The following is a 24,427-nucleotide window of genomic DNA, read 5'->3' as shown; positions in this document are numbered from 1 at the left end:
CCTGGGCGGGTGAGGCGTGCTCGACCATCATAGTCAGTTTGGTTGACCTTTTTCGTTGGCCTGACCTATCGTCAAACCAGTCAGTCCAGTTGACTACTTTTGGAGGAATCCATGCCTTTGTCGACCATTGCCGATGCCAAGGTGTTCGACCGCGACGGCTTCACCTTCCGCCCGCTGGCCGTGCCCTCCCGCGGGAGCGTGGAACTCGCGATCTGGGCGCTGGAGATCGCCCCGGGGGCGGCCAGCGAGGCGCACTCGATGGACCGCGAAGAGGTCTTCGTGGTCGTCAGCGGCAAGGTCTCGGCCACCATCGCAGGAGTGGAGGTCAATGCGGGGGACGGCGACGCGATCATCGTCCCCGCTGGCGCGCAGCTGCAGATCCGCAACGCCTGCACCGAACACCCCGCCTCACTCGCCGCGATGACCTCGGCCGGGATGAAGGCCACGGTCGGCGACGCGACGTTCCCCCCGCCGTGGGCCCAGTGAACCGACACGGCCAACGGAACACCCGCTGCTCCGCCATGCCTCGGCCGGCAGTGGCCCTACCAAGCAGAAGCAGCAACCCCATGGGCACAAGGCGCAGAAGAGTGGAGCAGACCACTGAGCGGACCATCCTGACCGCCGCCACCCGCATCGACGTGCACGTCCACTTCCTGCCCGATGCCTACCTCAGGGCAGCCGCGGCCGTCGGACTGACCAGCTTCGACGGCGGTATTCCCATCCCCTCCTGGAGCCCGGAGGCGGCACTGGAGTTCATGGACCGTCAGGGCATCACCGCGCAGGTGCTCTCGGTCCCTTCACCCACCGCCCACCGCCTCACCGGAACCGCCGGAGCACCGGCCCTGGCCCGTCGTCTCAACGACGCGGCCGCCCAGGTCATCGAGCAGCACCCGAGCCGCTTCGCAGCCCTGGCACACCTGCCGCTGCCCGACGTGGACGCGGCCCTGGCAGAGATCGCCCACGCCCTGGACGTGCTGAGGCTCGACGGTGTCATCCTGGCGACCAACTACGACGGCAGCCATCCCGGCGAGCCCGCACTCGAACCGATCCTGGCGGAACTCGACCGACGCCACGCCACCGTGCTGCTCCACCCCACCACCCCCGTCTGCTTCGCACAGACCGGGCTGGGCCGTCCCGCACCGCTTATCGAATTCGTCTTCGACGTCGCCCGTACGGTCACCCACCTCATCTACACCGGCACGCTGACCCGCCACCCCCACCTGAAGATCATCCTTCCGCACGCCGGGGGAGCCGTACCAGCCCTCGCCTGGCGCATCTCCACCTTCGCCGCACAACCCGCCCTCACCCCCGGCACGGACCTCACCCCCGACACCGTGTCGGCGCAACTGCGCGGCCTCTACTACGACCTCGCCCTCGGAGCGAACCCGCACTCCCTGTCCACGCTGCTGGAAACCGCCGACCCCAGCCACCTGCTGTTCGGCACCGACTACCCCTTCAGCCCCGAACCCCTCATCACCGCCAACGCCCACGGCCTGCGCGACTACCCGGGCATCACCGACAGCGTCCACCGCCTCATCGAGGCCGACAACGCGCTCCCCCTCCTTCCACACCTCGCCGCACGGCTTGCCTGAGCCCGCCGCCCGTCCGTCCGTCCGTGGCGATGCTTCGGCGCGGGCCCAACTCGCACTGGCGCGCCCGGACGCACCCGTCACCCACCCCGGCCCGACCACGCGGCGTACGACGTCGCTCTGGGGCAAGGCCAGAGGACGGAGCCTGCGCAGCGCTACACGCTGACTCTGCCGGCCGAGGACGTGGCGGGCATGCGCGCCCCGCCGCCCCGCCGAAAGTCGTGGTCGTGCACCGGACCCCGGGCTTGGTCGGGGTGTTCCGGTGTACGAGGACCTGGTGGGCACGGTGCGCGCGGTGATCGAGCACGACCGTGCCGCCCGCCTCCTGGACACCGACGGCGGTGCCCAGAAGCAGCCGGTGGCCGCCGTCGCCCTTCCTTGACCACACCCGGTGGGCCGGTGCCCCAGCTGCCGTTTCGGGCTGTCGGTGGGGCGTCGGGCGTTCCGGACCGCCGGCCGAGGTGATGCGTGTCACTTCGGGGGCTTTGGTGCAGCAGGGCGCTGCGCGGGGCCGTCATGGGTGCGGGAACGTTGAAGGAGAGAACATGAGTGCATCGGCGGTTGGCTGGTGAGGCTGGGCCGGCGCGGTAGGGACACCCGGCGGATCGACTTCGTCGAGTTCGTCCAGCAGCGCTCCGCAGCACTGTTCCGGACCGCCTACATCCTGACCGGAAGTCAGGACAGTGCGGAGGACCTGCTGCAGGAGGCGCTGGAGAAGGCTTGCCGGCACTGGAACCGGGTGGCCGTCGCGGACTCGCCGGAGGCCTACGTGCGCCGGATCGTGGTCAACCTGGCCAACGACCGGTGGCGCAGACTCCGCCGGGCCGGTGAACGCCCGGACCTCGCGGACCTCGCGGACCCCCGTGACCCGTACCGGCTCGTGGACCTTCGCGACGAACTGGTCCAGGCGCTTCACGCCCTGCCGATCGGGATGCGCACCGTCGTGGTGCTGCACTACCTGCATGACATGGGCGACCAGGAGATCGCCGAGACACTCCGGATCTCACCCTCCGCCGTGCGCTCGCAACTCGCCCGCGGGCTGGCCAAACTGCGCACCGCGGTGCCCCGGTCCGAACCGCCCGCGCCCGCACCGGGCGACGACCGGCCCACTTCTCTGCCCCAGTTCGAAGGTGCGTGATGACCTCGTTCCCGCCCGACGGCCACTTCGGCTCCACCCCGGACTCCGACCTGAGAGAGGCACTGATCCAGGCCATGGACAACTTCGCGAACGACACACGCCCCCCCGCGTTCGACGGCACCGCCATCCTGCGCCGCACCCGCCGTCGGCGCGCACTGCTCGCGGTCACGGCATCGGCGGCCGCCATCGTCCTGACCGCGGGCACCGCCTTCGCCCTGCACGGCTCCGACCAGTCCCCGGTTCGGCCTGCCTCCGCCCCGCCCGTAGCCTCCGGGACACCCTCGCCCGCACCGCCGGAGCCGACCCCCACCGCTTCCCCCGCCCCCGACACCTCCGCCACCGCTTCCCCCGAGTCTCCGATGGGAAGCGCCATGCCTTCTCCCGGCACTCGCACCGAGCCGGCGCCCGGCGACCCCTCGGTCATCGTCCCCACGGTCCTTGGCATGCCCCAGGCCCAGGCCGAGAAGGTCCTCACGGAAGCCGGACTGAAGATCGACCATGTCCAGAACTTCACCGACTGGAAGACCCCGGCCGGCGCGGTGATCAGCAGCGACCCGAGGCCCGGTACCGCCGTCGCCCCGGGCACCGCCGTCACCCTCTTCGTCTCCAAGGGGAAGCCCTGACGTCGCCGGCCCCAAAGCCGGCGGATGGCTCTACAGGTCGCCGCCGGTGAGCGCCGACCAGTCGCGTCAGACCGGCTCGGCGATCAGCAGGGCGGCGGTGACCGGCCGGAAACCGACGCGGGCCGGGGGTCGAAGCGCGGTGCCCAGCTTCCGGTGAGGCCGATGGGCGGGCAGGCCTGGTGGCGGGGGCTGGTGAAGGGGGGGCGAGCCGCACGGCTCCGGACACAGTGAAGGCCCGGCGGAAGCCGGGCCTTCACGTTCGTAGCGGGGACAGGATTTGAACCTGCGACCTCTGGGTTATGAGCCCAGCGAGCTACCGAGCTGCTCCACCCCGCGTCGGTGGCCTTTACTCTACGGCACTCGGTAGAGCGCTCCCTACCGTTTTTCTCGGTGTGCGTTCGTCAGATGGTCCGGAGCAGGGCGCTGGCCGGGGACCGGTGGTCGGCGGTCTCGGTGGTTGTTGGGGGCCGGTCGGTGGCTGAAACGGGGTGCTCGGCTGCCGGTCAGGGCGATGGAGATCGACTGGGCGGTGCCGGCGTCGTTGTTCCAGTTCCGCCTGGCTACCGTCGAGCAGTTGCGCCGGCTGCACGCGCCGCAGGCGAGTGCGGAGAAGATGTGGGCGAGGCTGGGCCGGCTGCGGGTGGGCCGCTCCGGCACGACTCTCCCGGAATGGGGCCACTGAGACGATCATCGATCCAGGCCGGACGGTCACGGGTCGTACCAACAACGGGAGGCATCATGCGGATCGAGTACGCGTCACCGGAGCCGGCTCTGCGAGCCTTCGTCGAACGGTATTGGTGGTGTGAGGGGGACGCCGGCGACCTGCCGCAGCTGCTGCCCGGGACGGGCGCCGAACTGTGGATCCACTGGACGGGTGGGGTTGACCTGTGCGGAGCGAACGGGCTGCCGTCGAAGCCGCTGCCCGCCGCGCACCTGGTCTGCCTACGGCAGACGCGCTGGTCACTGACCTCGCGAGCGCCGGTCGGCTTCGTGGCCGTGCGGTTCCGGGCCGGTGCCTTGCGCCACTTCCTCACGAGAGGGGTCGACGACGTGGCCGACCAGGTGGTGAGCGCCACAGACCTGTGGGGCCCGGACGGCCGGCGGATGACCGAAGAAGTGCGCCTGGCCACCGATCCGGGCGCGCGCACGGACGTCCTCAACAGGTTCCTCACCGGGCTGCTCGCCGGCCACCACCGGGCCGACCCATGGATGGACGCCGCAGTGCGCCTCGTCTACCGCCGCCCCGGCGGCATCCGGGTGGACTCACTCGCCGAGCAGTTCGGGGTCGGCCCCCGGCGGCTGCAGCGAGCGTTCCCATCGGCGGTGGGGGTGGGCCCGAAAGGGTTCCAGCGCCTGGCCAGGTTCCAGAAGCTCACCCGCACCCTGCTGCTGTCGGATCAACGCCGGTACCTGCCGAGCGCGTTGGAAGCGGGCTACTACGACCAGAACCACTTCATCCGTGAGTTCCGACACTTCACCGGCCAGCGCCCGACCGCACTGCTGGGCCAGGGCCTGTCGCATTTCTACTATGAGCGGCTGCGCGGTCCCGGTCAGGCTGGGCACTGACCGAGAGAAAGGGCAGTTGCGATGACCATGGTGGTGGCGATCCTGCAGGCCAGGCCCGGGCAGGAGGACGTCCTCGAGGCGGCCCTGCGAGAGGTGGCGGAGCGCTCCCGGGAGGAGCAGGGGGCGGTGGCCTACACGGTCGGCCGCCAGGAGGGCGGCCGGTTCCTGGTCTCGGAGCGGTACGCCGACCGCGCGGCGTGCGACGCCCATTTCGCCGCCTCCTACGTGACCGGTCTGCTGGCGCGCTTCCCGGAGCTCCTGGCCGGTGAACCGCAGGTCGAATTCACCGACGTGGTCACCGGATTCGTCCGCTGAACGCCCAACACCGAGCACCTCGCACCGGAGATCCCCTTGTCCATCCCCAACACCTCACCCCGTCTCGCCGTCATCGGAACCGGCCGTATGGGAACGGCACTTGCCGGCACACTCTCCCACCACCACCGGGACATCCTGTGGGCCAGCCGGGACGAGCGCCGCGCGTCCGACGCCATCCGACGCCTCGGCCTTGACGACCGCGTCCAACCGGCAGACCACGCAGACGCCATCAAGCAAGCCGACATCATCTTCCTGGCGATATGGCACCAGGACGAGAAGGAACTGGTCGACCGCCATCGCGGACTCCTCGACGGCAAGATCCTCGTCCAGCTCGCGAATCCCTTCACACCGGACTTCACCGACTTCACCACCGCCTACGACACCTCGGCCGCCGAACAGCTCGCCGAGCTGACCCCCACGGCCCACGTCATCGGCGCGTTCAAGAACATCTTCTGGGTGGTCTTCGACCAGCCACAGTTCCCCGAGGGCCTCAGCGACCTCCTGGTCACCGGCGACGACGAAGCGGCCAAGGCCGCCGTCATACAACTGCTCGACCCTCTGCCGTTCCGGGTCCTGGACGGCGGCGCGCTGCGCAACAACCGGGTGATCGAGCGCATGACCCTGCTGTCCCGCGAGATCGCCGTCCGCTACGACCACTACCCCCGGGTGGCATACCGCCTGCTGGGGCAGGACCACTGACCGAGCCGGACAATCCTGCGAGCAACGACTCCTCCACACCCCTCGCTGAACCGCCGGACAAGGCACGCCCGGCGGACCGGCCGCTCCCCAGCCTTCCGCGCGACAAGCGCGGGCCTGCGGGGACGTTCACGCTCGGCAGGCCCGCAGGCCCGCAGGCCCGCAGGCCCGCGCCAAGGCGAGCCGACCAGCCCTTCACCCAGTTGCCCGCCCGAGGTGAACCTTCGGCGCGGCCACTGCGCTCGCTCCCACCGGAGATCCGATCCCCGTCAGAGCAGACGAAATCAGCGCTCGGCGCATGCGTGCGCGTGCCCCGATCCCCGGACGAAACAAGGAAATCCGCCTCATGTGCTTCGAACCCGACTCCATGCCGCCCGTCCTCGCGGGCTGCCCCACAGACACCGAGATCCGCACCGAACTCACCGCCCTGACATCAGCCGACGGGACTCGATTCGCCGCCTTCACCGCCATCCCGGCAACATCCGAGCAAGGCCTCGTCGACGCCCTGGGGGTAGTGGTGCTGCCGGACGTCCGCGGCCTGTACGGGTTCTACCAGCAGTTGGCCATCGCCCTGGCGCACCACGGACACCCGTCCGCGGTCATCGACTACTACGGCAGGACCGCCGGCATCGGCACCCGCGGCGACGACTTCCCGTTCATGGACCATGCCGTGCGCACCAGCGAGGCCACCGTCCAGGCCGACCTGCGCGCGGCGGCCGACCACCTACGCACCCTCGGCGGACCGGCCATGGCCGGCGTGGCCTCCGTCGGCTTCTGCTTCGGCGGACGCCACGCCTTCCTCTCCGCGTCGCCTGCCCACGGCCTGGCGGCCGCGGTCGGGTTCTACGGCGTCCCCGGCATCGCCGGACCGTACGGGCCCGGCCCCACCCAGCGGGCCTCCGAACTGACCGCCCCGATCCTGGGCATCTTCGGCGGTGCCGACCCGTACATCCCGCCGGACGAAGTGGGCGCCTTCGACAGTGCCCTCACCGCCTCCAGGACACCCCACCACCTGGTCAGCTACCCCGACGCCCCGCACAGCTTCTTCGACGTCAGCCATGACGACAAGCACGCCGAGGCCAGCCGTGACGCCTGGAACCGAACCTTGGCCTTCCTGCGCGACCCAGCCGGCTACCTCCGGACCACCGTGCAGTGACGCCAGCCGTGACTACCCGCCGACACGCGCCGACCGTCAGCCACCGACACGACGAGCCAAGCGCGAAGAGCCCGACCCGGTCGACCGCTACCAACCATCACGGCCGAGGCGGCGGCCCGTGCCAGGTTCCCATCGGCGTGGCGAGGCGACCCGCATTCTCACCAAAGACCAACTACCCGCGAGGACAAGCATGTTCATCCTCACCGTCACCTATCTCAAGGACCTGGACGAGATCGACGATCTGATGCCAGATCACTGGCAATACCTGGAACAGCACTACCGCGAAGGCGCGTTCCTGCTCTCCGGACGGCAGGTTTCCCGAACCGGCGGCGTGATCCTGGCGATCGGCGACGACCTGGACACCATCAAGAGAATCATCTGGACCGATCCCTTCGTCCGCGCTGGTGCGGCCCGCTACGACATCATCCAGATGACCCCCACCGCCGCGAGCGGAACGCTGAGCGCCGGGCTCGCCGCAGCCGGGCTACACGGGATCACGACGATCCAGCCAATCCCCTGACGCCGGAGGCAAGAGCCGCCCTCCCTGCATCGAACTCGAGCCAGCCGAGGATCGCAACGCGCTCTCGCCCCCGAGCGCCGGCGCCAGGCCTCCGTGACGGTTGCCCTCTGGGGCGGCTGAGGATCGCAATAGCGGGTACGCCTGTGACCGGGCGTGGGTACGAGAGCAGCGGTCACTCTCCCGGGGCGGCTGAGGATCGTAACTCCCCGGTGTACCAGGATGGTTCGGGGACGACGGGTGGCGGTCACCCTTCGGGGTGGCCGCCACCCACCTTCGTCGAGCAGCACCGAGCCGCATCTGCGAGACCAAGTTCCTCTTCCGCGATGTCGCCCCTGATCCCGAAGGCCTTCCTGATAGCTGACCAAGATCCTCCTGGCGCGGGCGGGGACGTACTGCCGATCTGTCTGCCCTGGCGGCCGGATGCGGGGCCAGGCCCGAGGTCGGTCGGATGCGGAAGAGGTTGAAGACCTTCGTTCTGCGCTGCCGGGTTCCAGGTGGCCAGATCTACGCGGCCAGGCAGGCGTTCGGGACCGTAGTGGTGCTGTCTGCGTGGAGGGCGTCTGCGTGGTCGAGGGCTCTGGCCAGGGCGAGGACGGCTTCGTCCGCGGAGTTCTTGAGGAGGTGGCCGTAGAGGTCGGCGGTGATGGCAAGGTGGGAGTGGCGCAGGGTCTTGGAGACGATAGCGAGGGGGATGCCGGCGGCGATCATGATGCTGGCGGCGGTGTGGCGTAGGTCGTGCAGGCCGATCTTGGGCAGGTCGAGTTCGGCGGTCCGCTTGCGGAGCTGGTCGAGGACCCACTGAGGGCGCAGGGGCTCGCCGTCCGGGCGGGCGAAGACCAGGCCTTCGAGGCGGCCCTCGGGGTGGGCCGCCATCTGGAGGGCGGCCTGGCGGTGGAGGGCTGCCATGGCTCTGGGAGAGAGGCTGACCCAGGCGCGGCTTGACTCGGTCTTGGGCTCGCAGAGGTGGATCTTCCCGTTGTTCACGGCGGTCAGGGTCCAGCGGACGTAGAGCTTGTGGTCCATGAGGTGGACGTCGGACCAGTGCAGGGCGAGGACCTCGCCGCGCCGCATGCCGGTGCCGAGCATGACCTCGAACAGGTCGGTGAGCCGGTCGGCGTAGTGCTCCGTGTTGTGCCGCAGGAAGGCCGCGGCCTGGTCGGGGGTCCAGCAGACGCGTACGGCGGCGCGGGGCTTGGCGGGTACGGAGTGCTTGGCCGGATTGTAGCGCAGCCGCCACGTCCGCACCGCATGGTTCAGGGCGTTGCGCAGCATGGCCACCGCGTGGTGAACGGTGGTGCGCCCGCGGCCGGCGGCGAGCTGCGCGCTCACCCAGGCGTCAATGTGCTTGGGCCGCAGGTCGACGAGCAGCATGCCGCCGAACGCAGGGACCAGGTCACGCTCGATACACGCCCGATAACCCGCCCAGGTGTTCGGGGCCAGCGCCGGGCGCTTCGACTCCAGCCACTCGTACAGGAACAGCCCGACGCGCAGCGTGCGGTCCTCGTACACACCCCGGTACTCGGCATCCAACACCCGCGCCATCTCCCGCGCCGCCTCCGCCCGACTGGCGAACCCGCCCCGCCGCCGAGTCCGGCGCTTGCCCTCCTCCCGGGCCAGATCCACCGCATACGTCCACCGGCCATGCGCGGCATCGGCGGCCAACCGCGGACACCACGAACCCAACTGCTTCCCGCTGCTCCCGTCCTTGCACCCGCACCGCCGATACACCCTGCCCCGCTTGGGACGCTGCGCCATGGGACTCCTCCTTGAACCAAGTGGTGATGGCGTGTCCAGAGTTGCGGAAGCGGCGGGTGTGGCGGCAGAGCGCGCGGGGCGGGGCGTGGAGCACAGCGAGATCGACTGGCCGGGACACGCGCTGGCGACACGCCGCGCGGGTGATCACGGCGTGCGGCTGGCGGGTAGGCGGGCTTGATCGCGTGGCATCGGCCTTCGCGAGTTCACCGCCCGAAGGGGTGGCCGCCGACCGGGAGGCGGGGGCTTGCCTGCTGGCCGTGGGGTGTTGGGCTTGTACAACCCGGAGCACACGCGGTGCGGTGGCGGCGAGCCTCGGGCCGGTCTTCGGAAAGCGCCACGGCGAGCGCCGAGAATTTCCGTGAGCCAGCAGGGAATGGGGGATGCCGGGATTTATGATGGCTATTCTCTTGCTGGCCTTCGGCCAGGTCGGACTGATTTCGCCTGGCGGTGATGGACGCTCTTCCCGGTGACTTTCTGGACGATCTGAGGGAATCACTGGATCCACGGTCTGAGTGGCGCTACCCTGGAGACGTGAACGCCACCCGGACCCTCCGTCAAGCCCCTGACCTGGGGACCAGCTGGGGACCACGCGTCATGCGCGCTGCCGCACGAGGTGCGCGAAACGCACTTATCTGCATGCGCACGACGTGCGTGCGAGCGCATTTCAGGCAGGAAAAGGGGAACCATTCCTGCTGACGGCCTGCCGGTTAGCCTCGATCTTGCATGACGGCTCGTCAGCTTGGCTGGCGGGCCGTTTCTGCTTGTCCGGGCGCGGTGTTTCTGCCCGTCGGCATGGCGAGGGCCCGGCTGTCGCGCCGGGTAAGCGCCGGGTTCCACGGCTCCGGGGGTGGTCGGGTGCTTGTCGGGACAGGGCATCGGTGCTGGTCAGCCCGGGTTTGGCAGGGCTTGTAGCCGTTCGAAGGCACCTGCGATCACGTCGGTCCAGGGCCATTGGCGGGCGAGGCGGAGTACGCGGCGGCGGCTGGCGGTGACGAGCTGGGCGGCGGCGGAGAACAGCCTCAGCCGTAGGCGCTTGGGCTCCCATCGGCGGGCGGGGCCGGTTAGGGCGAGCATCGGCATCCAGGCGAGCAGGTCAAGTGCGAGCTGGACGATCTCCAGCCAGATCTGGTTCTGCGCGGCGTCGTGCAGGGGCAGGTTGCGCAGGCCGGTGTCGCGGGCGGCGCGGATGCGGTCCTCGGCGCGGGCCCGCTGGCGGTGTCGCAGCTCCAGCTGGGCGATCGGGGCGTGGGTGGTGTTGGTGGCAAAGCAGGTCAGCCGCATGCCGTCGGCGTCGGTGAAGCGCAACTGGGCGCCAGGGTGGGGCCGTTCCTTGCGGACGATCAGCCGCATCCCCTTCGGCCAGCCCTTGAGGACGTCCCCGGCAAGCTCGGCGACCCAGGCGCCGTCGCGGACCTCGGCGCCCGGCTCGACGGCTGGGGTCCAGGCCGAGGCCGGGATGAGGAGCACAGCGGCGTGGATGGCGTCCGTGATGGTCATCCCCACCGAGTACGAAAGCCACCTTCCGCGTGCGGTGAGCCAGTTGAGGAACTTGTGGGTGCCGCCGCCGGAGTCGGTGCGGATCAGGGCGCGGCGTCCGCGCCGGTACTTGTTCGGTAGCTGGGCCAGGGCCAGGCGGGCGGCCTCGATGTGGTCGGCGGCGGTGTTGCTGCCCGCATTCCCCGGTCGCAGCAAGCCGGCGACTGGCTCTCCGGATCCGTCTCGGCCGTGGTCGACGAACGCGAACAGTGGGTGATGGCCGAACGTCTTCTTCCAGGTCTTGGCGGCGTGCTCCTTCTCGGAGTGCGCCAGGACCAGCACGCCGTCGATGTCCACGATCACCTCGCCGCCCGCGTCCGGGGCCGCCTCGCGGGCCAACCGCCAGACCCGTTCGCGGACTTCGGCCCGTGCCCGGCGGATCGCCGTCAGCGCCTTGGGTCCGGCCGCGGCCAGGGTGTCGACCAGGCGGGAGACGGTCGGGTCGGAGGCGACCGGGCCGAACACGGCGGGCTCGGCCCGCAGCATCGCGACATCGGCCAGGCAATCACCGCCCAGGGCCACGGCGAGCGCGACGTCCAGCAGGATCTTGCCGGGATCATGGAGCGCCCGCTCCTTGCGCCACGGCGCGAGAGCCGCTGACAACGCGACGTCCAGCCCCGCCTTGCGGGCCGTCTCGACAAGCAGCGCGGCGCCGGATTGCGAGACCACCCCGCGACCACCGCCCTCGACGCGGACACGCGGATACAGCCCGGTACGCTTCTTCACCTGAGGAGTGCAGCTTTCCTGACGACGACATGGACCCTAGACAAGCCCTATCGTCCCAGGTCAGAGGCACTCCTCGCTCTTTTGATCACGCCTCGGACAGCCCCGCTCGTGAAAGCGCGAGGTTAGTCGGGCCGCAGCGGTAGATGAGTTCGCCGGAGGCTCGGAGGCGTCGGCTTCGCGGGGAATGGATGGGCGACGCGCTGGTCGGGCGCGAGCGCGACCTGAGGCGGTTCGGCGCGGGCGTGGTGGGTGGTCGGCGCGTGGCGCAGCGACGGCTTGGGCACGCCTGGCTGCTCATCGCGGTTCGGCGATGAGCAGAGGGCCGCGCGGGCGGACGGTGGCGGCGGCGGCGTTCTCCCTGACCGGGGTGGCCGTGGCAGGCCTGAGCCGTAGGCGGGCGAGGACGGCTGCGGCGATGACGAGCATCTCGGTCCAGGCGAAGGACTCGCCGACGCACTTGTGGTGGCCGGCGCCGAAGGGGATGAACAGCCTGGCTGGGGCACGATCCGCGGGACGGCGCCAGCGGTCGGGATCGAATCGCAAGGGGTCGGCGTGGAGCTGGGGGGAGCGGTGCAGTGCGGTCGGGCTGAACAGGACCTCCGCTCCCGGGGGCAGGAGGACGCCGCCGTAGTGGAGCGGCGCCATTGCCCGGCGCATCAGGATCCAGTTGGGGGTGTGGAGCCGGAGGGTCTCGCTGATCGCGTGCCCCGTGCGCTCCAGGCGCGGCAGGTCGCCGATGGACACGGCGCCGTCGGCGGCTATGGCGCGCACCTCCTCGCTCAGCTCGTCCTGGAGGTCCTGGTGCTGGGCGAGTTCGTGGAACAGCCAGGCGAGCGTGGTGGCGGTCGTCTCGGTGCCGGCCAGGAGCAGTGAGACGGCTTCGTCCCGGACCTGGGCCGGTGCCATGGCGAGGCCGGTCTCTTCGTCGCGGGTGGCCAGCAGCAGGGAGAGCAGGGTGTCGTCCGGGCCCTGGTGCAGGCCGGCGGCCTGGGCGACGATCTCGTCCACGACGGTGCGCAGGCCCTGGACCGCCGCATCGAAGCGCCGGTTGGCAGGCACGGGCAGCTTCTCCAGCAGCGGCGAGGGGTAGAGCGCCCGTTGGACGAATCCGGTGAGGACCACGGGCACGGCCCGGTCGATCCCGTTCTTCTGGTCGCGGCTCAGGTGGGTGGCGAACAGCGCCTCGACCACGATGTCCCGGGCGAGGTCGTGCATCCGCGGCTCGATCGGCGCGGCCCGTCCGGGCTCCCAGCGGGACACCGCCGCCGCTGCCACCCGTGCGGCCAGCGTGGCGTACCGGCGGATGCTGTCGCGGTGGAAGGCCGGTTGGACCAGGCGGCGTTGGCGGAGGTGGAACGCGCCCTCGGAGGTGAACAGTCCGTTGCCCAGCAGTCCGCGGGCCTTGTCGAAGACGAAGCCCTTCTCGGTCTTCGCGGCGTCTTTGACGAGCAGCCGGTGGACCAGTTCGGGATCGGTGAGCACGTGAACCGGCCTGCGCCACAGGTGGATCCGCACCACGGGGCCGTGGTCGGCCAGTGACTGGAGGAAGGGCAGGGGGCGGGTGAGCAGCGGGACCAGGTGCCCGAGCAAGGGCAGTTGGCCCGGAGCGCACGGCACCCCGGTGGGCGCGGCGTCGTCCTCGGACATCAATGCCTCGCCACGGGCGCCGGTGCGTCGAACCGCGAGCTGTTGCGGGACCAGTCGATGTGGCCCCGCAGCCACAGACCGAGGCTGCGCGCGTACGCCGCTGCCGTAGGACTCCCGGTGGTGCAGACGGTCCGGCTCAGCTCGACGAACGCGGCCATCTCGGCGTCGCGCATGGCGACGGCAGACTTCCGTGCCTCGGCCGACGAACAGCGGTGGTGGCGGGCGAGAACCTCGACCAGGTTGTGGCGGCCCTGGCCGCCGGCCGTCTCCTTGGCATGGGAGTACAGGTCATTGTCCCAGCTCACCAGGTTCGCGGTGATGTCCCTGAGTCGACGCAGCGCGGGGCTGTCCGCCTCGGCCGCAGGCACTTCGTAGCCCGCCGCGACGTCGACCAGGGTGAGACAGGTGTACGTCGCTCCCGCGTGCCGGCGCATCGCCACGTACTCGGCCGGTCCCGGCACCAGTCCGGCCTCCCGGTTCGCGGCCTCCCACACCTGGGCGTGGAGGTAGTCCCGGACTGAGCACTCCCAGCGGAACAGCTGTGACGGCGACGCCTGTGCGGCGACCCGGTCCCGTATGTCCCGCAGGGCCGCGGCGAAGGTGCGGGCCGGTCCGTCCAGGTCGGCCTCGGCCAAGTCCGCGTCGGCCAAGTCTGCGTCGAGCACCCGGGCCAGCAGGGTGGTCGTCCGTGCCAGCGGCGCGGGACGGGCGCCGCGTTCGCGGTCCTCGCAGTAGCCGTCGTCGAAGGAGAAGAGCCACACATACCAGTCCGACAGCAGGCGCAGCATGTCGGCGGGCACCTCGGGATTGGTCCGTGCGGCCAGGTGGCCGCTGCGCTGACGCCCGATCCGAATCGCCCGGTGCGGCTGCCCGTCCAGCAGCCGGTGCCGCGCCAGCCATGCAAGGCTCTGCCGGTCCGCCTGGTCGGCGTGTCGGTTGATCAGGGACGGGAAGGGGCACCACAAGTCGTCTGCTGTGCTGCGCGGTTGTCCGCCGCGGAGATCGCTCATCGCTTCGCCGACCTTCGTCTGGGTGGGTGGCCGCCGGCTTCCGTGCCCCGGGCGACGATCGCGTGCGGGGCGCCCGGCCTGCGCGGGGAGGCCGAAACTAATCCGGTGCGGGGCATAGCGATGGACTTTGCGCGCATCCGTAGTTGTCTCTCTGCGCACCGCCGGTCGTCGTGCCCTGCCCTGGAGCCCGAGGACGCTGCGCACCGGGAGCCGTACACGCCGTAATGCCGGGATGTTCTGGCGGACGGTAACCTTGGGTGCCCGCGGAGTGGGCCGGCGGACTCGAGGGGGCGAGAGTGGCGGAAGGCGGGCGGGTGCCGGTCCTGGTCGGGCGGCAGCGGGAGACGGAACTGCTGACCGCGGCTCTGGTCCAGGCGGTGGACGGTGCGAGCGGGTCCACCGTGCTGCTGCGCGGCGAGGCGGGCGTCGGTAAGAGCACGCTGCTGGCCTGGGTGGAGCGCGCGGCGCGCGAGCGCGGGTTCACCGTGCTGCGGGCGGTCGGTACGGAGGCGGAGACGGACCTCGCTTTCGGGGCCCTCCACCAGGCTTTCTGGCTGCTGCTCCAGCGCTCCGGTGCCTTGTCCGCCCACCAGCGGGAGGCCCTGGAGAGCGCGCTCGGCGCCCGCTCCGGAACCCCGAGCGGGTTCGCCGTCGGAGCCGCCGCCCTGGCGCTGCTGGGAGAGACGGTGCGGACCGCCCCCGTGCTGCTGCTCCTGGACGACCTGCACTGGATCGACTCCTCCAGCGCAACCGTCTTCGCCTTCCTCCACCGGCGCTGCGCCGAGCTGCCGGTGGTGATCGTCGGTGCCACCCGCCCGGACGGGCCGGCCGCTCAGGCCTGGTCGGCCGAAGCCGTCGACGTGCGGGCCCTGCCCCGGACGGACGCGGCCCTGCTGCTGGGCACCTGTTATCCCGAACTCGCGGCGTCCGCCCGGGACCGCGTGCTCACCGAAGCGGCCGGCAACCCGCTGGCGCTGGTGGAGCTGCCGCGGCAACTGGCGGCCGCCCAGCAGCTGGGGGCCGCTCCGCTGCCCGAGCGGCTGCCGCTGGGACGGAAGCTGGAGCGGATGTTCACCGAGCGGCTGGGCACGGTGACGCCCGAGGTCGGCCGTCTCCTGTTGCTCGGCGCGCTGGCCACCGGTCGGGACTCCGGCGGCGGCGAGTGGCTGCGAGCCCTCGCGGACGACAACGCCCGGGAGATCCTGGAGCGGATCGAAGCGGACGGCCTGGCCCGGCTCGACACCTCCGGGCAACTGGTGTTCCGGCACCCCCTGGTCCGTACCGCCGTCGTCTCCGCAGCCTCCGACAGCGCGCGCCGCGAGGCGCACCGGGCCCTGTCCGAAGCCCTCGCACCGGACGACCCCCGACGGCTGGTCCACGAGGCATCCGCCACGCTGCTGCCCGACGAGGACCTCGCGCACCGACTGCAGGAGGCCGGCCGCGACCTCGCCCGGCGCGGCGGCGACGCGGAGGGCGCGCTCCTGCTCGAACGCGCCGCCGCCCTCAGTCCCAGCTCCTGCGACCGCACCCGCCGGCTCACCTGGGCCGCGGTGATGTCGGCCCGCGGCGGGCAGTTGCGCCACACCGCCGCCCTGGTGGAGGAACTGAAGGCCAGCACGGTGCCGCAGGACGTCGCCCCGCTCTTCGCGTACGCGGTGGTGTACGCGGACCAGAGCCACCACGTCGAGTTCGAGTCCTCCGCCAAACTGCTGCCCGCGGCTCTCGACGCGCTGACCGCGCCGGGTGCCGACACCTTCGGCGGGCTGGTCGAACAGGCCTACTTCAAACTGCTCCTGGCCGCGAGCTACACGGACGACCCCTGGGCCTGGCGGGCCCTGGAACGGCACCAGGAGCACGTCTCCGAGGCGGGCCGGCTGTGCCTGCGGGCCTGGACCGACCCGGGCCCGGACGCGGCCGCCGCGCTACGGGCGGTGGCCGAGGACTTGACCGAGGAGCAGGAGGCGGGTGCGGCCTGGCTCATTCTGTGGACCGCCTCGGTGCTCGACTGCCCCGAGAGCGACCTGTGGCAGCGCTTCACCGGGCTGCACGGCTACGCCACCCAAGGTTCGGTCGCGAAGGCCAAGTGCCACCAGGACTTCCTGCTCGGCCACTGGGACCAGGCGGCCGTCTGCCTGCGCGAGGCCGAGATCGCGGACGACCTCGGCTACCACACCAACGCCCTGATGTTCCGCCAGTACTACGCCCACTTCCTGGCCGGCCGGGGCGACGAGGCCGGACTGCGGGAGATCGACCGGGCCATCAGGCCGACGGCCACCCGCGCCCGGATGCGGTTCGTCCTCGACCGGCTGACCCACCTGAGCGGCCTGGCCGCCCTCGCCCACGGCCGCTACGAGGACGCGTACGCGATCTTCTGCGAGATCACCCCGCCCGGCCGGCTGCCCAGTGGCCCGCCCTGGCACCACGCGCTGGTCTTCGACCTGGCGACGGCCGCCGTGCACACCGGTCGGCGTGAGGAGGCGCGGGCCCACGTCGAGGCGGGGCGGACGGCGGGCTCCGCGGAGATCTCCGGCCGGCACGCCTTCCTGCTGGCGGCCGCCACCGCCCTGGCCGCCGAGGACGACGAAGCCGAGGACGCCTACCGTGCCGCGTACGCCGTACCCGGCGCCGAGCGGTGGGCGTTCGACCTCGCCCGACTGCGGCTCGCCCACGGCTCGTGGCGCCGCCGCCGCCACCGGCCCGGGGCCCGGGACGTGCTGCGCGTCGCGCACTACGTGTTCCGTCGCCTCCAGGCCGATCCCTGGGCGCAGCGGTGCGAGGAGGAGCTGCGGGCCGCAGGCGAGCAGGTGGCGCCTTCGCCGGGTGGAGCGGCTCCGGATGCGGTCGGGTTGACCGGCCAGGAGCTGCGGATCGCCCGGCTGGCGGCCACCGGGCTGAGCAACAAGGAGATCGGCCGACTGCTCCAGCTGTCGCCCCGTACCGTCGGGGCGCACCTCTACAAGGTCTTCCCGAAGCTCGGCATCACCTCCCGGGCCGCGCTCGCCCGGGCCCTCGGTACCGACTGATCTGCCGGGGTGCTCGGCCGGCACGTGCTTCCCGTGCACCGAGTCGGCCTCGCGGCGCACCGCTGAAACCGGTAGTCAGATGACCTAACACGCCTCCCGATCTGCGGACCAAGCTGACGTCGAAGGGTTTCGGCGAAGGGGCGGTCAGGTGGGCTTGCAGGTGACGACCGCGGCGGTTCCGGACGACGAGAAGGCGGCGTTCTGGAGTGGGGCGATGTCGCGGACGCTGGTGCCGGTCGAGGTGGTCCCACGCGCCGGGCAGCCGTTCGAGGGGCACCTGGCGTCGCATCGGCTGGGGTACGTGCGGATCTCGACGCTGGAGGCGGACGCGGCACGGGTCTCCCGTACGGCGGCGCTGATCGCACGGGACCTGCGGACCGAGCCGCAGGTGGGGGTCGGGGTGCAGGTGTCGGGTCGGGCGGTGCTGGAGCAGGACGGGCGGCGGGCGGAGGTGTCGGTCGGCGGGCTCGTCCTGTACGACACGACGCGGCCGTACTGCATCGACTACCCGGAACGCTTCCGCACCCATCTGTTCCACCTGCCGCGCCGGTTGCTGGGCGTCCCGGAGCGTGAGCTGCGCCAGGTGGCGGGGACGGTCGTCACCCCGGCCGAGGGGTGCGGGTCCGTGCTGCTGCCCTTCCTCAGCACCCTCGCCGGATCCGCCCACTCGTACTCCGCCCCGGTCGGCGACCGGCTGGCCGGCAGCGTCGCCGACCTGCTGAGCACGCTGGTCGCCCAGCTGACCGCCTCGCGGACGGCCGAAGGGCCCCGTACCCAGGACGACCACCTGGTCCGCCGGGTGCGGGAGCACATCGACCACCACCTGGGCGATTCGGAACTGTCACCCGAGACGATCGCGCGGGCCCACCACATCTCCGTGCGGTATCTGCACCGGCTCTTCGAGAACGAGGGGGTGACGGTGGGCCGACTCATCCAGCAGCGCCGACTGGACGCCTGCGCCCGGGAGCTGGGCCGCCGCGGCCGTACCGCGCCGACGGTGTCGGCGGTCGCCCAGCGGTGGGGCTTCGTCAACCCGGCGCACTTCAGCCGAGCCTTCCGGGCCGTCTACGGAGTCTCGCCGAGCGAGTGGCGCGCGCTCCGGACCGAGGGGGCCGAGTGATGAGATGCCCGCCGGTGGCCGCGATCCGTGGGTCCGCCACGGTGCGCGCCCGCGCGTCGCAGTGCCCGTCCGATCACGCCAGGAGCGAAGATTTGTCCGACACCACCCCCTCGCACGGCCGACGACCGGTGCTCGACCGGGCGCTCCAGGAGTTCCTGGACACATCTGTCGGCAAGGCGGCGACGGACCTGCCGGACATCTCCCTCCTCGCGCCGGACAGCGCGGGGGACATCGGCGCGTCGGTGGTCAGGGAACCCGACGATCCGTACAGCACGACGGCGCAATGGCTCGCCCTGCCCTGCGGACCGACCGGGCGGGTGCGCGTCCAGGTGACCAGACCTGTCGGCGCCCCCGGACCGACCCCCGTGGTGCTGTTCCTGTCCGGTATGGGCTGGTCGCTCGGTGACCCGGTGTCCTACGGCCGGCTGATCCGGGAGTTCGCCCTGGGAACCGACGCCGCCGTGGTGTACGTGGACTACGCCCGGGCACCCGCGGCCCGCTATCCGGTGGCCGTCGAGCAGTGCTACGCGGTGGCCCGTTGGATCCACGCGCACGGCCACGAGATCGGATTGGAGGGACACCGGATCGCCGCCGTCGGAGACTCCGCGGGGGGCAACCTCGTGGCGGCACTGACATTGCTGGCCCGGCAGCGCGGGGACGTACGACTGGTGCACCAGGTGCTGCTGTGCCCGGTGACCGACGCGGATTTCGACACTCCGTCCTATCGCCAGTTTGCGACGGGGTACTTCCTGCACCGCGACCACATGCGCCGGTTCTGGGACGACTACTTGCCCGAGGCGCAGCGCCGGCGGGAGGTCACCGCCGCGCCGCTGCGGGCCACCTCGGACCAACTCGCCGGACTTCCCCCGGCGCTCGTGGTCACCGCAGAGGCCGACGTGCTGCGGGACGAGGGCGAGGCATACGCGGCCAGGCTCCGCGGGGCGGGCGTCCCGGTGGTGGCGACGCGCTACCAGGGTGCCGTGCACGGTTTCCTCCTCCTCGACGCGTTCCACCCCACCGGCACCGCCCGGGCCGCACTGATCCAGGCTGTCGACACCGTGCACGTGGCCCTGCACCGCCGTTCCTGGTGAGGCCGGGCGACGCGGCGCCGGCGTCCGGTCCGCCCGTACAGCCGTCCGAGGAGCGCTGATGTCCGTCGTTCTCGACACCGCCCCGGTACCGTTCGCCGAACGAGCCGAGTACTGGCATGAGGCGGTCTCCCACACATTCATCCCGTTGGACGTTTCCCTGTTCGAAAGCGCGCCCGCCGCCGCGACCATCACCAGTCACCGCCTGGGTGCCCTGCAGGTCTCCCTGGTGCAGGCCGGCCCGCAGCGGGTCGTCCGCAGCGCGGGTCTGATCGCCCGGGGCGGGGAGGACCACCTCACGCTGGCGCTCCAGCACCGGGGTGCCGCCCGGCTCGTGCAGGACGGTCACCAGGTGCTGCTACAGCCGGGCACCTTCGCGATCTCCGACGCCGGGCGGCCGTTCGCCAAGGAGCTGCCGGAGCGCTTCGCCTTCACGGCTTTCCACTGGCCGCGGTCGGCGGTGGGCATGACCGACGAGGATCTGCGGGTGCTCACCGCGACGGCCTTCGACACCGGCAGCGGCACCGCCGCGCTGGTGGCCGCCTATCTGGAGCGCCTGGCCCGGTCGGCCGGCTCGCTCGAGCCGGCTCTCGCCGGCCGGCTCGCCACCACGGCCCTGGATCTGCTCGCGGTGCTGGCCCACGAGCGCCGCGGGCGGTCGGCTCCGGACGCGCCCGAGGTGGCTCTCGCCACTCTGGCCCGTGTGAAGGACCACATCCTGCGCCACCTGGGCGACCCGGACCTCTCACCGGAGCGGATCGCGGCCGCCCACCACGTGTCGGTGCGCTATCTGCACAAGATCTTCCAGTGGGAGGGGGTGACGATGGCCCGTTGGATCCAACACCAGCGTCTGGACATGTGCCGTCGGGCTCTGGCCCGCCCGACGGCAAGTCAGGCGACCGTGGCGGCGGTCGCCGGCCGCTGGGGGTTCGTGAGCGCCAGCCACTTCAGCCGGGCGTTCCGGGCCGCCTACGGAGTCTCCCCGAGCGAGTGGCGAGCGAGTGCGGCGACGGGGCTCACCCCGGGCCCCGTCCAACTGCGGTTTCCGCCACCGGCGGTGTCCTGCGGCACGCAGAAACGCAGGCAGGGGTGCCGGCCCGACGCGACGAGAGGTGCGCGGACCGACTGAAGTGCGTGCGTCCTCGACACAGGACTCCCGCCTGCGCATTCCTAGCCTGATGACCACCCATTAAAACCACGAGACCGCGAGGTGATCACCATGTCCGAGCAGAACGCCGCCGGCGCCGGGCCGACCCTGGAGCCCGAGGCCCGGGCTTTCGCCGAGGCCACCGCGAACCCGCCGTACCTGTTCGACCTGTGGGCCCGGCCAAGGGCCGCGAGGCGGTCGACGAGGTGTAGTCCGGCGAGATCGCCAAGCCGGAGGTCGACGAGGAGTGGATCGAGGTGGCCGGGGCCCGACCGGCCGGGTCCGGGCTCGCGTCGTGCGCCCCGCCGGGGTCACCGGCCCGCTCCCCGTTGTCCTCTACATCCACGGCGCGGGCTGGGTGTTCGGCAACGCCCACACCCATGACCGCCTGGTGCGCGAGCTGGCCGTCGGTGCGGAGGCCGCCGTCGTCTTCCCGGAGTACGACCTGTCGCCCGAGGCCCGCTACCCGGTCGCCATCGAGCAGAACTACGCCGTCGCCCGCTGGGTCGTGACCGACGGACACACCAAGAACCTGGACGCCACCCGGTTCGCCGTCGCCGGCGACTCCGTGGGAGGCAACATGAGCGCGGCGCTCACGCTCATGGCCAAGGAGCGCGGGGACGTCCCGCTGGTGCAGCAGGTGCTGTTCTACCCGGTCACCGACGCCGCCTTCGACACCGATTCCTACCACCGGTTCGCGACCGGCTACTTTCTGCGCCGCGACGCCATGCAGTGGTTCTGGGACCAGTACACCGCCAACCCCGACCAGCGCGCCGAGATCACCGCCTCCCCGCTGCGCGCCACCGTCGAACAGCTCCAGGGGCTGCCGCCGGCGCTGGTCATCACCGGCGAGGCCGACGTGCTGCGCGACGAGGGCGAGGCGTACGCCGTGAAGCTGCGGCAGGCCGGCGTCCCCGTCACCGCCGTCCGCTTCCTCGGCACCATCCACGACTTCGTGATGCTCAACGCGCTGCGTCCCTCGAAGTCCGCGCAGGGCGCCATCACCCTCGCGATCGAGACGCTGCGTGAGGCGCTGCACCAGGGCTGACCGCCCGCCACCACCCCCGCCCCCGCCACGCCGGACCCCGGCGCGGCGGTTGCCCGGAGAACTCAGCAACCCCAAGGACTCAGGAATGACGACGAACGACACCCCCACCGTCGTGCTGGTGCACGGCGCCTTCGCCGACGCCTCCAGCTTCGCCCGGGTCATCCCCGAACTGCTCGCCGACGGGCTGAAGGTGGTGGCACCGGCCGTGCCCAACCGCGGTCTGCTCGGCGACTCGGCCTACATCGCGTCGGTGGTTCGGCAGATCCCCGGCCCGGTCGTGCTGGTCGGCCACTCCTACGGCGGCGCCGTGATCACCGTCGCCGGCGCCGAGGAGAACGTCAACGCACTGGTATACCTGGCGGGTTACGCGCTGGAGGAGGGGGAGAGCCTGGGCGAGCTGCAGGGCCGCTTCCCCGACTCCGAGCTCGCCTCGGCGCTGGTGTACACGCCCTTCCCGCTGGAGGGCGCGGACGGCCAGAGTGCGGACAACCAGGGCACCGATGTCTCGGTCGAGGTCGACCGTTTCCCGGCGATTTTCGCCGCCGACGTCGACCCGTCGCTGGCCCGGGTCCTCGCCGTCTCGCAGCGCCCGCTCGCCGCCGCGGCCTTCGGCGAGGCCGCGCCGGTCGCCGCGTGGAAGAGCAAGCCGTCCTGGGGGCTCGTCTCCGCCGCCGACCGGACCATCAACCCCGAGGTCGAACGGTTCGGCTACCAGCGTGCCGGGATGACCACCGTCGAGGTCGACTCCTCGCATCTGGTCATGCTCGCCCACCCCGAGCAGGTCGCCGACCTGATCCGTGCCGCCGTCCGCTCAGTCACCAACTGACCGGGAGAACCATGAGCAGCCAACCGCGCCTCCACCGGCACAGCCCCGAGATCCAGACGTTCGGCACCGTCACGCAGCTGCCGATCGCCCTGTCCCACGACGCCCGGCAGTACTCCTGCCAGCGGCTCAACCGCATCCTCGCGGACACCCAGTTCCTGTACGCGCTGTACAAGAAGCACCACTGGGGCGTGCACGGCCCGACCTTCTACCAACTGCACCTGCTCCTCGACAAGCACGCCCAGGAGCAGCTGGCCCTGGTCGACGTGCTCGCCGAACGGGTGCAGAGCCTGGGCGGCGTCGCGGTGGGCGATCCCCGCCACGCCGCCGAGATCACCGGCGTACCGCGTCCGCCGGCTGGGGTCGAGGACGTGCCGGCGATGCTCTCGCGCCTCCTCGAAGCCCACGAGACCATCCTCGCCGAGGCCCGCGACGCGGCCACCCGCACCGTGCAGCTCGGCGACGACGGCACCCAGGACCTCCTGGTCTCCCAGGTCATCCGCACCGGTGAGGCTCAGGTCTGGTTCCTCGCCGAGCACCTCGTGGTCACTCCCCAGACCGTGGCGTGACCAGCTGGCGGGGCCCGTCCGATGACGGGCCCCGCCCACCGCGCCCGTCCGTCCCGTCAAGCCGCTGCGCAACTGGCTCCGCCAGCAGACCTTCTCCCTCGTGCCCCGCGGCGCCGAGTCCGAACTCGTCGACCGGGACGCCGAACTGACCCGCATGGCCAGTGACCGTCGAGGTCACCCAGCCTCACCCAGTCCCGTCAGGAGGAACACCGATGCGTTCACGCTTCACCGTGCGGCTGCGGATCGCGGCGATCGCCGCCGCGTTGCTCGCCGTCAGCTCGGCCCCGACCGGTCCGGCCGCACTAGCGGCACCCGCCGCCGAAACAGGTATCGCGGTCGGCGCCCAGTACGACACCACCCACGTGTACGTGACGCCCGGCTCCATGGACGCCTTCGTCACCAGCTGGGAGGCCACGTTCGGCGGCAGCCACACCCAGAAGGCGCTGGTCACCGTCACACCCACCCCGAGCCGGACCTACTCCGAGCTGGTCCTCTCACCGGTCGGCACCCTCTCCGTCTTCGACTACCAGACGCCCGCGCCCTACCCGTTCGGGGCGGAGCGCACCGGCTGGCTGGTCCAGAACCTCGACCGGGGCGTCCGCAGGGCCGAGGACGCCGGCGCCGCTGTCGTCGTGGCCCCGTTCGCCGACCCGATCGGACGGGACGCCATCGTCCAGTTCCCCGGCGGCATCGACGCGCAGCTGTACTGGCACACCACGGCGCCCTCCTACCGACCGCTGGACTCGGTGCCGGAAAACCGCGTGTACGTCCCGGTCGGCTCCCTGCACGCCTTCCTGCACAGCTATCTGCGGTTCACCGGCGGGCGGGTGGTCTCCGACGACTCCCGCGCGCCGGGGCAGGAGCTGGGCATGCCCGGCACCACCTACCACCGGATCGGGATCACCAGCCCGTTCGGGGACACCGTCGTGCTGGCCACGGACGGGCACCTGCCCTACCCCTTCGGCCGGGAACTGACCGGATACCAGGTCGACGACCTGACCACGACGCTGGCCCGCGCCACGGCAGCCGGAGCCCAGGTGCTGTGGGGACCGCAGGCGACGGCCGACCGTGACTCCGCCCTGGTGCAGTTTCCCGGCGGCTACGTGGCCGAGATCCACGATCCGCGTCCGCAGCGCTGACCGACGCCGGCGTCACGTGTCGCCTGCTGAGCCGCGGACCGCTGTGCGCGGGCCGCGGCTCAGCCCCATTCCCGCACCCGTCGCCACCACCTGAAAATGGGCTCTTCTGCTCCATCTGTGGGTCGCTGAGGAGCGCCTGACGCAGTACACGCCGTCCCCTGTGCAGATCTTGAGGTGTCGAGACTCAGGATCT

22 protein-coding genes, 1 tRNA gene and 1 pseudogene are annotated in these 24,427 nt (G+C 71.4%); 19 read left to right on the top strand and 5 right to left on the bottom strand.

All coding sequences use genetic code 11. The features are described from left to right. Window positions 1-111 precede the first annotated feature (111 nt). The 5 genes from ACFVWU_RS32790 (at window position 112) to ACFVWU_RS32770 (ending at window position 3,350) form a co-directional block, all read left to right on the top strand. Window positions 112-486 carry a cupin domain-containing protein gene (locus tag ACFVWU_RS32790; RefSeq protein ID WP_387627643.1) on the top strand — a complete coding sequence of 125 codons (375 nt, stop codon included), beginning with the start codon at window positions 112-114 and terminating at the stop codon, window positions 484-486. Between the two features lie 101 nt (window positions 487-587). Beyond that, window positions 588-1,592, top strand: coding sequence for an amidohydrolase family protein (locus tag ACFVWU_RS32785; protein WP_387627642.1), 1,005 nt, complete (start codon window positions 588-590; stop codon window positions 1,590-1,592). A gap of 259 nt (window positions 1,593-1,851) precedes the next feature. Further along, a complete protein-coding gene (locus tag ACFVWU_RS32780) occupies window positions 1,852-1,971 on the top strand; it encodes a DUF6296 family protein (RefSeq protein ID WP_387627640.1) in 120 nt (39 codons plus the stop codon). 222 nt (window positions 1,972-2,193) lie between these two features. After that, the gene (locus tag ACFVWU_RS32775; RefSeq protein ID WP_387627659.1) at window positions 2,194-2,727 is read left to right on the top strand and encodes a SigE family RNA polymerase sigma factor; all 534 of its coding nucleotides are present in this window, start codon (window positions 2,194-2,196) and stop codon (window positions 2,725-2,727) included. After that, complete coding sequence (locus ACFVWU_RS32770) at window positions 2,727-3,350, top strand: PASTA domain-containing protein (RefSeq protein ID WP_387627638.1); 624 nt, start codon at window positions 2,727-2,729, stop codon at window positions 3,348-3,350. Before ACFVWU_RS32775 ends, ACFVWU_RS32770 begins: the two co-directional genes overlap by 1 nt. A 262-nt stretch (window positions 3,351-3,612) precedes the next feature. Here the strand turns inward: ACFVWU_RS32770 and ACFVWU_RS32765 are convergent. Further along, a tRNA-Met gene (locus ACFVWU_RS32765) sits at window positions 3,613-3,686 on the bottom strand. 175 nt (window positions 3,687-3,861) lie between these two features. Between ACFVWU_RS32765 and ACFVWU_RS32760 the strand changes: the two genes are divergently transcribed. From ACFVWU_RS32760 to ACFVWU_RS32735, 6 genes are all read left to right on the top strand, one after another. Then, the gene (locus ACFVWU_RS32760) at window positions 3,862-4,032 is read left to right on the top strand and encodes a hypothetical protein (RefSeq protein ID WP_387627636.1); all 171 of its coding nucleotides are present in this window, start codon (window positions 3,862-3,864) and stop codon (window positions 4,030-4,032) included. Between the two features lie 56 nt (window positions 4,033-4,088). Beyond that, window positions 4,089-4,916 (top strand): helix-turn-helix domain-containing protein, encoded by an 828-nt coding sequence (locus tag ACFVWU_RS32755; RefSeq protein WP_387627635.1) that lies wholly within the window; start codon window positions 4,089-4,091, stop codon window positions 4,914-4,916. A 21-nt stretch (window positions 4,917-4,937) separates the two neighbouring features. Then, a complete protein-coding gene (locus tag ACFVWU_RS32750) occupies window positions 4,938-5,231 on the top strand; it encodes a putative quinol monooxygenase (RefSeq protein ID WP_387627633.1) in 294 nt (97 codons plus the stop codon). Between the two features lie 36 nt (window positions 5,232-5,267). Next, complete coding sequence (locus ACFVWU_RS32745; RefSeq protein ID WP_387627632.1) at window positions 5,268-5,930, top strand: NADPH-dependent F420 reductase; 663 nt, start codon at window positions 5,268-5,270, stop codon at window positions 5,928-5,930. Window positions 5,931-6,273: 343 nt separating this feature from the next. Next, window positions 6,274-7,083: a dienelactone hydrolase family protein gene (locus tag ACFVWU_RS32740; RefSeq protein ID WP_387627631.1), complete on the top strand. Its 810-nt coding sequence runs from the start codon at window positions 6,274-6,276 to the stop codon at window positions 7,081-7,083. Window positions 7,084-7,273: 190 nt separating this feature from the next. Next, the gene (locus ACFVWU_RS32735) at window positions 7,274-7,603 is read left to right on the top strand and encodes a YciI family protein (protein WP_387627629.1); all 330 of its coding nucleotides are present in this window, start codon (window positions 7,274-7,276) and stop codon (window positions 7,601-7,603) included. 504 nt (window positions 7,604-8,107) lie between these two features. On the opposite strand, the gene ACFVWU_RS32730 is transcribed toward ACFVWU_RS32735, so the two are convergent. The 4 genes from ACFVWU_RS32730 to ACFVWU_RS32715 all read right to left on the bottom strand — a co-directional run bounded on the left by ACFVWU_RS32730 (window position 8,108) and on the right by ACFVWU_RS32715 (window position 14,277). Continuing rightward, window positions 8,108-9,226: a tyrosine-type recombinase/integrase gene (locus tag ACFVWU_RS32730; RefSeq protein ID WP_387627628.1), complete on the bottom strand. Its 1,119-nt coding sequence runs from the start codon at window positions 9,224-9,226 to the stop codon at window positions 8,108-8,110. A gap of 1,017 nt (window positions 9,227-10,243) precedes the next feature. Beyond that, the gene (locus tag ACFVWU_RS32725; RefSeq protein WP_387627627.1) at window positions 10,244-11,620 is read right to left on the bottom strand and encodes an IS1380 family transposase; all 1,377 of its coding nucleotides are present in this window, start codon (window positions 11,618-11,620) and stop codon (window positions 10,244-10,246) included. Window positions 11,621-11,914: 294 nt separating this feature from the next. Then, window positions 11,915-13,267: a cytochrome P450 gene (locus tag ACFVWU_RS32720; RefSeq protein WP_387627625.1), complete on the bottom strand. Its 1,353-nt coding sequence runs from the start codon at window positions 13,265-13,267 to the stop codon at window positions 11,915-11,917. Then, window positions 13,267-14,277: a hypothetical protein gene (locus ACFVWU_RS32715; RefSeq protein WP_387627624.1), complete on the bottom strand. Its 1,011-nt coding sequence runs from the start codon at window positions 14,275-14,277 to the stop codon at window positions 13,267-13,269. The genes ACFVWU_RS32720 and ACFVWU_RS32715 overlap by 1 nt, the downstream gene beginning before the upstream one ends. A 296-nt stretch (window positions 14,278-14,573) precedes the next feature. Here ACFVWU_RS32715 and ACFVWU_RS32710 point away from each other — a divergent pair, with 296 nt between their 5' ends. The 8 genes and pseudogenes from ACFVWU_RS32710 (at window position 14,574) to ACFVWU_RS32675 (ending at window position 24,234) form a co-directional block, all read left to right on the top strand. Beyond that, window positions 14,574-17,300 carry a BREX system ATP-binding domain-containing protein gene (locus tag ACFVWU_RS32710; protein WP_387627623.1) on the top strand — a complete coding sequence of 909 codons (2,727 nt, stop codon included), beginning with the start codon at window positions 14,574-14,576 and terminating at the stop codon, window positions 17,298-17,300. Window positions 17,301-17,460: 160 nt separating this feature from the next. Then, window positions 17,461-18,420: a helix-turn-helix domain-containing protein gene (locus tag ACFVWU_RS32705; protein WP_387627621.1), complete on the top strand. Its 960-nt coding sequence runs from the start codon at window positions 17,461-17,463 to the stop codon at window positions 18,418-18,420. 92 nt (window positions 18,421-18,512) lie between these two features. After that, a complete protein-coding gene (locus tag ACFVWU_RS32700) occupies window positions 18,513-19,511 on the top strand; it encodes an alpha/beta hydrolase (protein WP_387627619.1) in 999 nt (332 codons plus the stop codon). Window positions 19,512-19,569: 58 nt separating this feature from the next. Then, complete coding sequence (locus ACFVWU_RS32695; protein ID WP_387627618.1) at window positions 19,570-20,637, top strand: helix-turn-helix domain-containing protein; 1,068 nt, start codon at window positions 19,570-19,572, stop codon at window positions 20,635-20,637. Between the two features lie 90 nt (window positions 20,638-20,727). Further along, window positions 20,728-21,703 (top strand): annotated as a pseudogene (locus ACFVWU_RS32690) (alpha/beta hydrolase). 85 nt (window positions 21,704-21,788) lie between these two features. Beyond that, window positions 21,789-22,529 (top strand): alpha/beta fold hydrolase, encoded by a 741-nt coding sequence (locus tag ACFVWU_RS32685; protein WP_387627616.1) that lies wholly within the window; start codon window positions 21,789-21,791, stop codon window positions 22,527-22,529. Window positions 22,530-22,540: 11 nt separating this feature from the next. After that, window positions 22,541-23,095 (top strand): Dps family protein, encoded by a 555-nt coding sequence (locus ACFVWU_RS32680; protein ID WP_387627615.1) that lies wholly within the window; start codon window positions 22,541-22,543, stop codon window positions 23,093-23,095. A 212-nt stretch (window positions 23,096-23,307) separates the two neighbouring features. Next, window positions 23,308-24,234, top strand: a complete 927-nt coding sequence (locus tag ACFVWU_RS32675; RefSeq protein WP_387627613.1) for a glyoxalase — start codon at window positions 23,308-23,310, stop codon at window positions 24,232-24,234. Window positions 24,235-24,427 lie beyond the last annotated feature (193 nt).

Source organism: Kitasatospora sp. NPDC058190, assembly GCF_042883685.1.
GTDB lineage: Bacteria > Actinomycetota > Actinomycetes > Streptomycetales > Streptomycetaceae > Kitasatospora.
Note: the sequence above shows the minus strand (reverse complement) of the source record. Positions and strands in the feature narration are given on the sequence as shown.